A 14,370-nucleotide genomic window follows, 5' to 3' on the forward strand; every position below is an offset into this window, starting at 1 on the left:
CCTTTGCCTTGAAATCGTTCCGAGGAGGCGTTTCTTCATGCTCAGCTTCAAGTCCCTCAACAAGACCACTCTTGCCGTCGCGCTGGCGCTCGCTTCGAGTCCCGCGGCTTTCGCCCAGTCGACGACGGGCGGCATCTTCGGACAGGCACCCGTCGCCGCCGGCCAGACGGTGGTCGTCACCAGCGATACCGGCCTCAGCCGCGAAATTCCGGTAGACGACCGTGGCAAGTATTCCGTGGGCCAGCTGCCGCTGGGTACCTATACGGTCAGCTTGCGCGCCCACGGCCAGACCATCGACACGCGGCAGAACATCGTGCTCAAGGTCGGCGCCGGCACCGAGGTGTCGTTCGCGGCGAGCGAGGCCCAGACGCTCAGCGGCGTGACCGTGTCCGCGTCGGCCTTGCCGAAGATCGACGTTTCCACCATCGATTCCCGCACCGTGGTCACCTCCGAGCAGCTCGCCCGCCTGCCGCTGGGCCGCAATTCGGAAGCCATCGCCCTGCTCGCGCCGGGCGTGGTCAACAACGGCGGCAGCTTCAAGGGCCCTACGGGCAACTCCCTGGTGAGCTTCGGCGGTTCGGCAGCCAGCGAAAACGCGTATTACGTGAACGGCTTCGCCACGACCGACCCGTTGCGCGGGTTCGGCGGCTTGTCGTTGCCCTACGGTGCCATCGACCAGCAGGAGGTCTATACCGGCGGTTACAGCGCCCAGTACGGCCGTTCCGACGGCGGCGTGATCAACGTGGTCGGCAAGCGCGGCACGAACGACTGGCATTTCGGCGCGCAGGTATTGTGGGAGCCGAACTTCGCCCGCGCCAGCCAGCGCGACCGCTACTACGAGAATGGCCTGCCCGCCTCGCCACGCGCGGGCTCGCTGTATGCGCCCGATAGCGAGAACGACACCGACAGCACCACGGTAAGCGCCTATGCCGGCGGACCGTTGATAAAGGACAAGCTGTTCGTCTTCGTCGCCGGCGAATTCCAGCGGCAGGAAGGCAACACCGTGAACCCGGTCAGCGGCTACACCAGCACCAAGCCCTATGTGGATTACCGATACGACTCGCCGCGCTGGTACGCGAAGATCGATTGGAACATCACGGACAACCACATCCTGGAAGTGACCGGCGCATCGGACAAGTACGAAACCTCCGGCAGCGTCTACAACTACGATTACAACAGCCGCACGCGCCTCGCCCGCATCGGCCAGAACGACGACACCAAGGCCGGCGGCGACCTCTGGACGGCGAAGTACACCGGCTACATCACCGACGATCTCACCATCACCGCCCTCTACGGCAAGCTGCACACCACCGATTACGACGCACCCGGCGGCTACGATCCCTCGCTCACCTATGTGGACGGCCTGGTCAACCAGAATCCGGCCTTGAACGGCGGCATCGGGCGCGGCAACAGCCAGACCGTGTCCAGCCTGATTCCTTCCGGGCGCGGCAACCGCACCACCAACACCCGCTTCGACATCACCTACAAGATCGGCGACCACACGATCACCGCCGGCATCGACAACCAGACCGCGACGGCGCTCGACCAGGGCTCGGTCACTTCGGGCCCGGGTTACTCGTGGACCTATGGCCAGGGAGATCCCGATACGCCTATCTCCACCGGGCTTGGCGTGCCGGCTACAGGCGGCTTCCCCAACGGCGCCGAAGGCTATTACGTGGTGCGGAACATCAACAGCAGCCTCGCCACCGTGCGCTCCACGCAGCGCGCGCAATACATCGAGGACAAGTGGCAGATCAACGATCGCTGGCTGCTCTCGGTGGGCTTGCGCAACGACCAGTTCCAGAACTTCAATGCGGACGGTGATGCCTTCATCACGCAGCACAAGCCGCAATGGGCACCGCGCCTCGGCGCCAGCTGGGACGTCTACGGCGACGCGACGTTCAAGGTGTACGCCAACGCAGGCCGGTATTACCTGGGCCTGCCGCTCAATCCGGCGTTGAACGCCGCGGGCGGCGCACTCACCACCTCGCAATACTTCACGTACGGTGGCATCGCCGCCGATGGCACGCCGACCGGCCTCACCACCATCTCGCCGCCCGTCGCGGCGAACAATACCTTCGGCCAACTGCCCGATCCGAAAACGGTGACGACCAAGGGCCTGAAATCGGAGTACCAGGACGAATTCATCCTCGGCTTCACCAAGACGCTGGGCACCGACTGGGTCTATGGCGCGAAGGCCACGCAACGCGTCCTGCGCAACGCCATCGACGACTACTGCGACATCGACCTGGTGCTAGCCAAGGCCCAGTCGCTCGGCTACGACGTCACCACCGACAGCAACCCCGTGAGCTGCTGGCTGTTCAACCCGGGCAAGGCGAACACCTTCAATCTCGTCGACACCTCGGGCAACTACGTGAGCGTGCCGCTCACCAACAAGGAATTCGGCTTCGACCGCTTGAAGCGCCGCTACTACGCGCTGGAAACCTTCCTGGAGCATCCCTTCAGCAACGGCTGGTACGGCAAGGTGAGCTACACCTTCTCGCGAAGCTATGGCAACACGGAAGGACAGCTACGCTCGGATCTCTACCGCGAATCGCGCGGCACGGGCCAGACCGCGGTCTCCACGACGCAGGACTGGGACAACTCGTACATCATGGTCAATACCAACGGCGTGCAGAACAACGATCACAAGCACCAGTTGAAGTTCTTCGGCTACTACGAGTTCACGCCCGAGTGGCTGGTCAGCGGAAACCTAAGCATGATCTCTGGCGCACCAAAACCTTGCCTCGGATACTTCGGCGTCGACCGCACCGATCCGGCCGGCTATGGCAACAGCTACCACTTCTGCAATGGCCTGCCCTCGCCACCGGGAAGCCACGGACGCCTGCCCTGGGTGCGCCAGATCGATCTCGGCGTCACCTATCGTCCGGCCTTCGCCGATTCGAAGCTGGCGTTCAACGCCAACGTGTTCAACGTGCTCAACGAGCAGAAGGTGATCGGCATCTATCCCAATGCCGAGTCCAACCCCAACCTGGCCAATCCGCTCTATGGAACGCCGACCTCGCGCCAGCTTCCGCGCTACGTGCGGCTCAGCGTGAATTACGACTACTGAGGCCGATACGCGTCGGAAACGTATCGGGGGCGGCCTTGTCGGGCCGCCCCCGATATACATGGCCTGGTCAACGGGCACAAATTCTTCGATCAGGTTATGGCGATCACGGCAACGTCGTCGAGACGGCGTTGGCGTCGTGATTGCTGTCTTCCGCAATGCCGACGGCATATGACCCACCCTTGGATGCGGTCACAAGAAGACTCTTCGCGCCTCCGCCAAAGAAAGGCACCGGCGTCACGACCAGTGGCGATGCCGGATTGAAGATCGCGGCCTGCGTGTTCTCGCTGCCGTTGTCACCCGCCACGACGACGAGGTCGTTGTCGCCCAGCGCTGTCGCCATGACCGTCGCATCCGCATGCAGTGGCGGAATAGAAAGGACGACATTGTTTACTGGGTCGCTGAACCCGTCGTTCTGACGACCATCGGACATCTGATACCGGTAGACCAGGTGACCCAGGTCATTGAGGAACAGGCCGGCACTTCGCTTGCCTATGTTATCCCCGCCGAAGTTCGGAAGATTGAGAACGCTGGCTGTCGCCGCGGGATTTGCCCAGAACGCCGCCCTGCCAAAGGGTGCCGTCGGGAACACGCATGTGCCGATGATCTGTAACGAAGAATTGATAGCGGTTCCGACGCAATAGCTGCTTCCGGTTCGCTTCGCCAGATTGGCGGTGACGTAAATCCCCAGCGGTCCGGTTGGCGTCGCGACCTTGGGCGTTACCGTGCCTGTTCCGCTCGGACAATTCAACAAAACCGCGGGATTTCCGCCGCCCGCCGAATTGGCGACATCCGCTACCTCGCAGTTATCGCCGCTGCCCGACACTTGCACAGCCGTCCCGCTACCCGGCGGCCAGAGGACGGCCGTCGAGTTTCCGTTACCCCCCATGCTCTGGCCGGCAACGAATCCAGACTGGTTGTATGCCCCAACCGAGGTGCTTACGTCGGCACCCAATCCCAACAGGCCAGGTAAAGGCGCCAGCTTGGTGGGAGATGTCCCCGGGGACGTACTGCTCCAGGCTACCGCGAACACCACGCCGCCTGAATCCGAGCAGCTGCCTATCACCCTTCCATTGTTGGCGACCCCTACGGCCGCGCAACCCTTGCCCGTTGCCAGGGGAGGAAGAGCGACTTCGCTACCCGCCGTGGAGACCCAGGCGACGAGCGAACCGTTCGTATTGCCGGGTTTGCAACTGCCGGCGACGACGCCGGAGTCGTTGACATCGCTCGCACTGCATTGCGCGCCGGCGGCGTGTCCGAGACTCGTCAGCGACGCCGCAATGACAGGCACCGGAAGTGCAACGATCAGAACAGCCACCGTCAACGCAAGACGGTGCAACCCGTGGTCCAGGACTTTCATGGAGCTCTCCTTGCTCGCAACGCGTAGCTGTTCATGCCGCTGCCTGCGATCGTCACGGCTGTGCGCGGTCGTAGGCCTTTCGAAAAGCGGGTTTGAGGAGGGGGCACTCCTTATCCTTCACCTTTCCCTCGATCGCCGATATCTCGGGCCCCCGCGAGGAACTCGTTTCCTCGGAGCAGTTATAGTCGGGAGCGAGTGATGGCACCACCAGGCGCCCGAAGGTCAAGTCGTTGTTTACGGCTTCTTTTACCGGTTTCGCTGTGCTTGCTCCCGACACGAGCATGGCGGAAGCGAGAAACAACGCGCACGGAAAGGACGAGGAAATGCGGCGCGGCAGGAAAATCACGGAGAGGAACTCCATGAACCATGCGCGGAATGGGATATCCAGTTCATCCTTCATGGAGCTCTCCTTGCTCACATGACATCGATGTCGGGATGGAAAATTAGAAGTAATCAGGCGGGCGCGAAATAGTTCATACGTTGTAGGCGCGGTGGATCATGCGCCGATTCACGACACGATGTGCCCTGACTTCGGTCGGATATGCCGAAGCCGCGCCGACGCTAGTCAGCTCTCCCGATTGAGCTTGCTGTGCTTCACGCCATAGGTGAAGTACACGATCAGGCCGATTCCCATCCATAGGGCGAAGCGCTCGAACGTGATCCAGGGCAAGCCCCAGATCAGCGCCAGCGAGAACAGGATGCCCAGCGGCGCCACGAACCATACGGCCGGCGTGCGGAACTTGCGCTCCAGGTCCGGCTTGCGCACGCGCAGTACCAGGACCGATGCGCAGATGAGGATGAAGGCGCTGAGCGTGCCGATGTTCACCAGTTCGGCCACCTCGCCGATCGGCAGCAGGCCGGCGACGATCGCGGTGAAGATGCCGAGGATCATCGTCGGCCGTGCCGGCGTGCCGAAGCGCGGGTGCACGCGGGCGAACCATGCGGGGAGCAGGCCGTCGCGCGAGAGCGCGAACCAGATCCGCGCCGCGCCGAGCATGAAGGCGAACAACACGCTGATCACGCCGATCACGGCGGCGACGGCGATCACGTTGCTCAGCCAGGGCAGGCCGATCGCATTGAACGCATCGGATACCGAGGCCTCGCCACTGAGCGTGGCGTACGGCACGATGCCGGTGAGCACGAGGGAGACGGCGATATAGAGGACCATCGCGACGGCCAGCGAGAGCAGCACCGCTCGCGGCAGGTCGCGCTGCGGGTTCTTCGCTTCCTCGGCCGCCGTGGTGAGCGTGTCGTAGCCGAACACGGCGAAGAAGACCACGCTCGCGCCGGTAAGCACGCCGTGCCAACCGAAGTGACCGACGCCCTTGTCGTCGAGGATCCGCTCCGGAATGAACGGGTGCCAGTTGGCCGTGTTGATGAAGAAGGCGCCGACACCGATCACCAGCGCCACGCCGAGCACCTTGATGCCCACGATGAGGGTGTTCAGGCGCGCACCCCATTCGGTGCGGACGGAAAGCAGGATCGCCACCAGCAGCGAGATGCCGGCCGCGATCACGTTGAAGCGGTGACCATCGGTCGGCGCGGCGACGGGCGCGGCGAAGGAGACGCCGAGCGAGCCCGGTCCCTGCTGCCAGAAATACTTCATGGTGTCGGCGCTCATGCTCTTCTGCGCCCATTCCGGCAGGTGCACGCCGGCGCTGGCCAGCAATACCTGCACGTAGCCGGACCAGCCGATCGCCACGACGGCGACCACCAGCGCGTATTCGAGGAGAAGATCCCAGCCGATGATCCAGGCCGCCCCCTCGCCGAGCACCGCGTAGCCATAGGTGTAGGCACTGCCGGTGACCGGGATCAGTCCGGCGAACTCGGCGTAGCAAAGCGCCGCGCAGGCGCTGCCGAAGCCGGCGATGATGAAGCTGAGCGCGACCGCCGGGCCGGCGTTGAGCGCGGCCTGCTGGCCCGCGAGCACGAAAATGCCCACGCCGATGATGCCGCCGATACCGATCGCGGTGAGCTGCCACAGGCCCAGCACGCGCCGGAAATCCCTGCGCTGGCCCACTTCGGCCTGGAGCTGTTCGACGGACTTGTGGCGCAGGAACTTCGCTAACGACATCGGGTGGATCCCCTGGGGCTGGCTGACCGGGGATCATAGCCGGGCGAGCCCGGAGTGTCGTCAGCGCAGGCTGATGCGCCGCGTCAGCGTCCGTCGAGGGCCTTGCGCCCCAGGGCCGGGTCGTCGGTGAAGAAGGCATCGATGCCGGTGGCCAGGTAGGCGCGGATCTCAGCCACGGAGCCGGCCTCGTTGCGCGCGGCGTCACCGGCGTCATTGCGGAAATCCGAGGCCAGGAAGTGATTTTCAGGGCGGAAGGTGTACGGATGGACCTCGAGCCCGGCGGCGTGCGCATCGCGAACCAGCGGAGCAACAGGCCCCAACCGGCCGTCCTTGCCCAGCGGAATGATGCTCCGCGTGGAGGGGCCGATCGCGTCCGCGTAAGCGGCGATGGCCTTCAGGCCCGAGGGGGTCATCATCTTGCCGTAGGTGATGGACGGCTCGTCGGCCGGATGCTCCGCCGCAACGTCCATCAGCTGCAACAGGCGGACGTTGGGATGGGCCTTGCCGAGCTTTCCTCGCAGGTACTTCAGGTTGCCGACCTCGAAGGACTGGATCTCCACCGGCGCGTCGCGTGTGTAGGCATGGGCGTCCAGGGTCGCCAGCACCTTGTCTTCCATCGGCAGGCCGAGGCCACGGAAATAGGTGGAATGCTTGATCTCGGGAATGATGCCGATGACCCGCTGGCGTGCCGACGCCTCGGCGGCGACGAATTCGATCATCTCGTCGAAGGTAGGCACGCTGAACTGCCCGTCGAACGCCGTGTTGGCCTTGCGGATGTCGGCAAGGCGCTCCCGGGCGCGCAAGGTCTTCAGTTCGGCCAGGGTGAAATCCTCGATGAACCAGCCCGTGATCGTCACGCCGTCGACGGTCTTCGTCGTACGCCGGCTGGCGAACTCCGCATGCGCGGCGACATCCGTGGTGCCCCCGATCTCGTTCTCATGGCGGACCACCAGCACGCCGTCCTTGGTCGAGACCAGGTCCGGCTCGACGAAATCCGCGCCGTCCTCGATGGCCACCGCGTACGACGCCAGGGTGTGCTCGGGCCGAAGGGCACTGGCGCCGCGATGGCCGATGACGAGGACCTTCGTGGCGAGCGGTGGCACCGGGGCGGCGGTCGTGGGCATCGGCATCGCTCCAAGGGCGAGGAACACAGCGCACGAGGATAGAGCAAACGCCTTCATCAGAAATCCGCCGTGAGGGTGAGGAAACTCTGCCGCGGGGCGCTGGCGTGGAACGCCAGGGCGCGGCCCTGCGGGTCGGTCGCCGCGAACGCGGTGAGGTTCGTCGCGTAGCGGTGGTCCGTGAGGTTGGTGATGTTGAGGGCCAGGGTCAGCGCCTTCAGGCTGGCGACGGGACCGAAGTCGTAGCTGGCGCCGAAGTCGAACGAGGTCGCACCGGCCACGCTCTGGTCGTTCGTATAGGTGTAGTAGCGCTTGCCGGTGTACTTGCCGCGCAGGCTGGCCGACCAGGGGCCGGAGGTCCAGCTGACCTCGCTGGCGAACATGCGCCTGGGCGTATCCACCGTGGTCTTGTCCTTCACGGGAACGACCTTGCCGCTGGCGACGTAGTTGTCGTCGTACGTGGAGTCGTTGAACGACGCCGAGTTATACCACTCGAAACCGCGCACGGGCTTCCAGATGAAGGTGAACTCCGCACCGCGACTGCTCACCGAACCGACGTTGACGAAGGCGGTATTGCATTCAGGGCGCGTACCCACCTCGATGCTGGGGCAGGGATTGAGCGAGAGCAGGCGGTTGTCGAACTTCACGTCGTACAACGCGACCGACGCTTCGTATCCCTCGCCGACGCTGCGGAAGCCGCCGTCGATCGAGCGCGATTCCTCGGGTTTCAGGTTCGACTTCGTGCCGTCGAAAGCAGCCTGCGACACCGACAACGGGCCACCCGCGCCGCCACCCTGGAAGGCGGCGATGTTCTTCGCGTAGGAAAGGAAGATCTCCTGGCCCGGTGCCAGCTGGAACGCCAATCCGGCCTGCGGCAGCAGCGACTTGCCGGCTTTCAGCGTGCCATTGGCATAGGGACTTTCCACGCCGGGCAGTTCCACCGCCTTCATGGTGGTGTGCGGGCTCTTCACGCCCACGTCGATGCTGAGGCGGTCGTCCAGCGCCTTGAAGCTGTCCTGCAGGTAGGCCTGCTTGGTGGTGATCGTATAGTCCTGCGCGAACAGGCGACGATCCGGATCGGAGAGATAGCGATCGTCGCTGACCGGCCCGTCGATGTAATAGAAGTTGCGCTCGACGTGATGGTCGTTCTTTTCGTACCAGACCCCGCCTTCCACGTGGTGGCTGCCCAGGTCCCACGACAACGACGCGATGGCGCCGTTGCGGTTGATCGTGTAGTTCGTGCTGCGGATCGAGATCGGCAGTTCATCGGGCGTACCCGGGTTGGACTTCTGTCCCGGCGACCACCAGTGACCCTGGCCGGCGTTTTCGTGGTGATAGACCTGGGTATGCAGCGTGGCCGCATCGGCGACGGCGAAGTCGCCCGCGAGGTAGTAGAGATCGTCGCGGCGCAGCGCGCGGCTCTGGTAGTACGCGTCGTCGATGTTGTCCACGCCGCCGGAGAAGCCACAGCGCGGATCGCTCACGCCGCCCTTGGTGTATGCGGGCGCGCAATACGCCGCCGCCAACGCACGGTTCCAGTCGGGGGCATAAAGGTTCCAGTCCCAGCCAAGACCGCGCTTCAGGCCGCTCTTGGAGAGGTAGGCGTAGTCGGCCTGGCTCGTACGCGAGGTATCGGCGAACCCGGTGATGCGGTTGCCTTCACCGAACTCGTAGACGGCCTTGCCATTGAACTGCTTGGTGTTGGTCGGCGAGCCGGGCCGTGCCCACATGTCCGCATCGGCGTGGGCGCCCGACAGGTACATGGAGAAACCCTTGTAGTCACCCGTATCGATGCGCGCATAGGTACGCCGGTTGTGGTCGCTGCCGAAGGTCTGCGCCACCTTGCCGCCGAACGTCTTCGCCGGGTCCGACGAGAAGTACTGGATGGCACCGCCGAGGTTGCTGGTGGAAGCCGTGCCGAGCGCGGCGATGCCTTCGGACAATTCGACCGTGGCCATGTTTTCCGGCAGCAAGGCACGCGAGATGTTCAGGCCGTTGTAATTGCCGTAGGCGTTGTCGCCGAGCGGCAGGCCGTCGAGCGTGTAGCCCAGGCGGGTGGTGTTGAAACCACGCAAGGTGATCGACTGCGATTCCTCGTTGGCGCCGAAGGCGTCGTTCGATTGCACCGAGACGCCGGGAAGGCGGTTGAGGATCTTCTGCGGACTGGTCCCCGGCGGAAGCACCTTCTGGTCGTCCGGCACGATGCGCTGCACTTGGCGCGTTTCGCCCTGGCCGATGACGGAAACCGCTTCCAGGTCCTGGGTCTTCGGCGGCGGCGCATCGTTGGCGTGGGCCTGGAAGGCAAGCGCGGAGGCGAGGGCGAGGAACAGGGCGCGGCGGGAATACATCATCGACAGGTAACTCGTCATGGGAAGCGGACGAGGGTGACTGACGAGTGTTTACGTTTTTTTACGACTCCGGGAAGATGTTGCGAAGCGGTGACGTGGGTCGCAGTTGCGACAGCGTCCCCGAATTGCAACATCGCGGCGTCACCATTTCCCCTTTTAACCTCACGGTACCGCCCATGCGCCGACTCGCCCGACTGGCCGCCCTGTGCCTCATGGTTCTCGCCGTCGAGGCCCACGCGGCCCATCGCGTCATCGTCTTCGTCTGGGACGGCATGCGGCCCGACGCGATCAGTGAGGAAGACACGCCAAACCTCGCGGCGCTGGTGAAACAGGGCACCTACTTCGCGGACAACCACGCGACCTACCCGACCTTCACCATGGTCAACGCGTCGAGTTTCGCCACTGGTTCCTTCCCCGGCACGATCGGCTTCTTCGGCAACCGCTTCTGGGCCCCGGGCGCCAGGGGCTTCGATGCCAAGGGCGCGCCGAGCGACTTCAACGCGCCCATCTACACCGAGGACTATGCCGTCCTTCGTGCACTGGACGATCATTGGGACCATGACCTGTTGCAGGCGCCGACGCTGCTCGGGAAGGCGCGCAAGGCGGGCCTGAAGACGGCGGTGATCGGCAAGTCCGGCCCGGCCTTCCTGCAGGACCTCCACGAGGGCGGCACCATCCTCGACGAGAACGTCGCCTTGCCATTGGCATTCGCGAAGAAGCTCGCCGGCGCGGGCTTTCCCCTGCCCGCCAACACGGTGCATGCGTATGAGCCGGATCGCTTCCAGCTCGAACCGGACAATGGCACGCCGACGGCACCGCTACCGCTGGTGACATTGAAGGACGGCGTCACCTCCGACGCGTCCGATGGCGCGGGGGCACCGCCGGCGGCCGCCAACGCCTACCTGATGCGAGCTTTCCTCGATTACGTGCTGCCGGTCGAGAAGCCGGACATCAGCTTCGTCTGGCTGCGCAATCCGGATTCCACGGAGCATGCCTATGGTGTCGGGTCGCCGAACTTCCACCTTGCACTGCGCGCGCAGGACGAGTTGCTGGGAAAACTGCAGGCGCGATTGAAGGAGCTGGGCATGGAAGGCGACACCGACCTCGTCATCGTGTCCGACCATGCGCATAGCAACGTTTCCGGGCCGATGGATCTGTTTCCGTTGCGAACCATCAACGACGGCCGCGTGGGCCACGTGGACGCGGAGTGGGGCTATTCCACCTCGGGTGCCATTCGCCTCGCCGACGAGATGAGCCGTGCGGGGTTTACCGCCTTCGACGGATTCGGGTGCATCTACGCGCCTGTGATGTCCGGCGTGAAGGCCGATGGCAGCCTGCTTCGCCCGACCCGCTTCGACGACGACGGCAGGGTCTGTGGCAAGCCCGGTCCTTATACGACGCCCGCGTACAAGGTTCCGGCGGAACTGCCGAAGGATGCCTTCGTCATCGCCCCGAACGGCGGCAGCGAATACCTCTACCAGCCCGCGCACGATCGCGAACTGGTACGGAAGGCCGTGCGTTTCCTCCAGAGCCGCGAACCCTTCGGCGCGATCTTCGTCGACGCCCGGTACGGCAAACTGCCCGGTACGCTGCCGCTGGCGACGGTGCGCCTCGCCAACAAGCGCGCACCGGACATCGTGGTGAGCTACGACTTCGATGCCGATGCCACGGTGCAGGGATTCAAGGGCACGGAGTACACCAGCATGTCGAACGAACGGGGCATGCACGGCAGCTTCAGTCCGGTGGACGTGCATAACCTCCTCGTCGCGACCGGTCCGGATTTCCGGCCGGGCCTGCGTAGCGAACTGCCCAGCGGCAACGTGGACCTCGCACCGACGCTGGCCTCGCTGTTGAAGCTCGACCTGGGGAAGACGGATGGGCGCGTGTTGCGTGAAGGGCTGGCCGGCCGCAGCGCCGAAGGCCTGTCGGTGAAGGCGGCCAGCGTAACCACCGATACCGCCACCGGCCTCGATATCCGCCGCGTCGACGGCTCCCCGATGAACCGGACGTCGTACCGGTTCGTCCTGAAGACCAGGCAACTCGACGACAACGGCAAGACCTACACCTATTTCGACGAAGCGAAAGCCGACCGCCAGTAACCCCTCGTCCCATGGAAACTCCCTGCCCTGGTGGGAGCCGACCTTGTCGGCGATCCCGCGGCAGCGGGCAAGGTCCCCGCAAGCACCCGATCGCCGACGGGGTCGGCTCCCACCTTATGAGCCCCGGAAAACCCCGCTCCGGCATTTCTGCTAGTTTCCCGCCCCGAACCCCGTCTCCACCGGATACCCACGATGTTCAAGCCTCTCGCCCTGGCCACGCTCTCGGCCGCCCTGCTCGCCGCTTGCGCCGGCACCCCCGCCGAAAAATCCACGGTGCCCACCGGCGTGAAGGACGGGGCGACGCTCGACCTCGCCATTCTCGAGACCACCGACGTCCATTCGAACATCCTCTCCTACGACTACTACAAGCAGAAGGACGATCCGACCTTCGGCTACGAGCGCGTCGCCACGCTGATCCGTGAAGCACGAAAGGAATTCCCGAACACGGTGCTGTTCGACAGCGGGGACACCATCCAGGGTTCCGTGTTCGCCGACTACCAGGCACTGGTGAAGCCGGTGGGCTGCGACACGGAACTGGGCATCTACAAGGCGATGGACGCGGTGGGCTACGACGGCGGCACCGCCGGCAACCACGAGTTCAACTATGGACTGCCCTTCCTTGCCCAGGTGACGAACACCGCGATGAACGTCGATGGCGTGAGCCCGCGACAGTGCGCCGGACCGAAGTTCCCGCTGGTCCTTTCCAACGTCTACAGCGCACGCGACGGCAAGCCGATCTTCAAGCCCTGGACGATCGTCGAGAAGTCCGTCACGGCGACCGGCCCCGATGGCAAGCCGGTCACCACCACGGTCAGGATCGGCATCATCGGCTTCACTCCCCCGCCGATCCTCGACTGGGACAAGCGCAATCTCGCCGGCAAGGTCACCGTCGATGGCGTCGTCGAAGCCGCGAACAAGTACATGCCGGAAGTGCAAGCCCAGCACCCCGACCTCGTCGTCGCGATCCTGCACGGTGGACTGAACACGGCGCCGTACACGCCGCAGATGGAAAACGGTGGCTGGTACCTCGCCGGCGTCCCTGGCATCGATGCGTTGCTCCTGGGCCATTCGCACACGGAATTCCCCGGACCGCGCTATGCCGACATGAAGGACGTGGACGCGAAACGCGGCCTCGTCCGCGGCGTGCCGGCCGTCATGGGCGGTTTCTTCGGCAAGGACCTCGGCGTGATCGACATGACGCTGAAACGCGAGGCGGGCCGCTGGGTGGTGGACAAGGACAAGAGCCACAGCCAGGTCCGCCCCATCTGCCCGAAGAAGAACGAATGCGTGGCGCCCGACCCCGCCATCGCGCCGATCGTGCGCGAGGCCCACGAGGCCGCCATCGCCTACGTGAACACGCCGATCGGCGCCACCGACCATCCGCTCAGCAGTTACTTCGCCGACGAAGGCAACATGTCCGCGCTGGCGGTGGTCAACGCGGCGCAGATCGACTACGCGCGCGACGAACTCGGCCGCACGCATCCGGAATGGAAGGACGTGCCCGTGCTTTCCGCCGCATCCGCCTTCCGCACGGGCTTCGGCGGCCCGGACGACTTCACCGACGTCCCCGCCGGCCCGATGACGATCCGCAACGCGGCCGACCTGTACTTCTATCCAAATACCCTCGCCGCGGTGAAGATCGATGGTGCCGGCGTGAAGGCCTGGCTGGAGAAGTCGGCGACGCGCTTCAACCGGATCGATCCGGCGAAAGAAGGCGAGCAGGCACTGATCGGCGGTTTCCCCGGTTACAACTTCGACCAGATGCAGGGCGGCATCACCTACACCATCGACGTCAGCAAGCCCGAGGGCGAGCGCATCGTCGACCTCCGCTACAAGGGCAAGCCGGTGAAGCCGGGCCAGCCGTTCATCGTCGTGACCAACAACTACCGCGCCAGCGGTGGCGGCGGATTTCCCGGCATGGACGACGCCAACATCGTGCTGAGCGCACCGGACGGGAACCGCGAAGTGGTGATCCACTGGGTGGAGGCGAAAAAGACGCTGACGCGCAAGGACGTGGACAAGCGTTCGTGGACCTTCGCGCCGTTGAAGACCAGGGGCGCGGTGACGTTCACCTCGGCCAGCGGGAAGGAAGACGTGGCGAAATCCCTCGGCCTGCCGATCCGCCAGCTGCGCGACAACGGCGACGGCACGGCGGTGTACTCGATCGACTTGTCGAAGCACTGACCTTTCCGGCGACCTGAATCGCCGACAGGGTCGGCTCCCACCCGCATATCGTGTGGGAGCCGCTGTCGTGTGGGAGCCGCTTCAGCGGCGATGGTTGCTTGCCGCGCCCTGGCC

General features: G+C 64.7%; 8 protein-coding genes. 3 read left to right on the forward strand and 5 right to left on the reverse strand.

Annotated elements, in window-relative coordinates:
- Nucleotides 1-37 precede the first annotated feature (37 nt).
- On the forward strand, nucleotides 38-3,073 hold the full coding sequence (locus ACR9ZJ_RS11095) for a TonB-dependent receptor (protein ID WP_481282277.1): 3,036 nt from the start codon (nucleotides 38-40) through the stop codon (nucleotides 3,071-3,073).
- 103 nt (nucleotides 3,074-3,176) lie between these two features.
- Here ACR9ZJ_RS11095 and ACR9ZJ_RS11100 read toward each other — a convergent pair whose 3' ends face one another.
- From ACR9ZJ_RS11100 to ACR9ZJ_RS11120, 5 genes are all read right to left on the reverse strand, one after another.
- The gene (locus ACR9ZJ_RS11100) at nucleotides 3,177-4,430 is read right to left on the reverse strand and encodes a hypothetical protein (RefSeq protein WP_481287780.1); all 1,254 of its coding nucleotides are present in this window, start codon (nucleotides 4,428-4,430) and stop codon (nucleotides 3,177-3,179) included.
- A 52-nt stretch (nucleotides 4,431-4,482) separates the two neighbouring features.
- On the reverse strand, nucleotides 4,483-4,830 hold the full coding sequence (locus ACR9ZJ_RS11105; protein WP_481287781.1) for a hypothetical protein: 348 nt from the start codon (nucleotides 4,828-4,830) through the stop codon (nucleotides 4,483-4,485).
- A gap of 165 nt (nucleotides 4,831-4,995) precedes the next feature.
- A complete protein-coding gene (locus ACR9ZJ_RS11110; RefSeq protein ID WP_481287782.1) occupies nucleotides 4,996-6,504 on the reverse strand; it encodes an amino acid permease in 1,509 nt (502 codons plus the stop codon).
- 83 nt (nucleotides 6,505-6,587) lie between these two features.
- Nucleotides 6,588-7,628, reverse strand: coding sequence for a glycerophosphodiester phosphodiesterase (locus tag ACR9ZJ_RS11115; RefSeq protein WP_481287783.1), 1,041 nt, complete (start codon nucleotides 7,626-7,628; stop codon nucleotides 6,588-6,590).
- A 56-nt stretch (nucleotides 7,629-7,684) separates the two neighbouring features.
- Nucleotides 7,685-9,994, reverse strand: a complete 2,310-nt coding sequence (locus ACR9ZJ_RS11120; RefSeq protein WP_481287784.1) for a TonB-dependent receptor — start codon at nucleotides 9,992-9,994, stop codon at nucleotides 7,685-7,687.
- Nucleotides 9,995-10,149: 155 nt separating this feature from the next.
- Here ACR9ZJ_RS11120 and ACR9ZJ_RS11125 point away from each other — a divergent pair, with 155 nt between their 5' ends.
- Entirely contained in the window at nucleotides 10,150-12,072 is a 1,923-nt protein-coding gene (locus ACR9ZJ_RS11125) for an alkaline phosphatase family protein (RefSeq protein WP_481287785.1), read from the forward strand.
- A gap of 192 nt (nucleotides 12,073-12,264) precedes the next feature.
- The gene (locus ACR9ZJ_RS11130; protein WP_481287786.1) at nucleotides 12,265-14,256 is read left to right on the forward strand and encodes a bifunctional 2',3'-cyclic-nucleotide 2'-phosphodiesterase/3'-nucleotidase; all 1,992 of its coding nucleotides are present in this window, start codon (nucleotides 12,265-12,267) and stop codon (nucleotides 14,254-14,256) included.
- Nucleotides 14,257-14,370: the final 114 nt, after the last annotated feature.

It is taken from the genome of Luteibacter sp. KNZ12-1A (assembly GCF_056755675.1).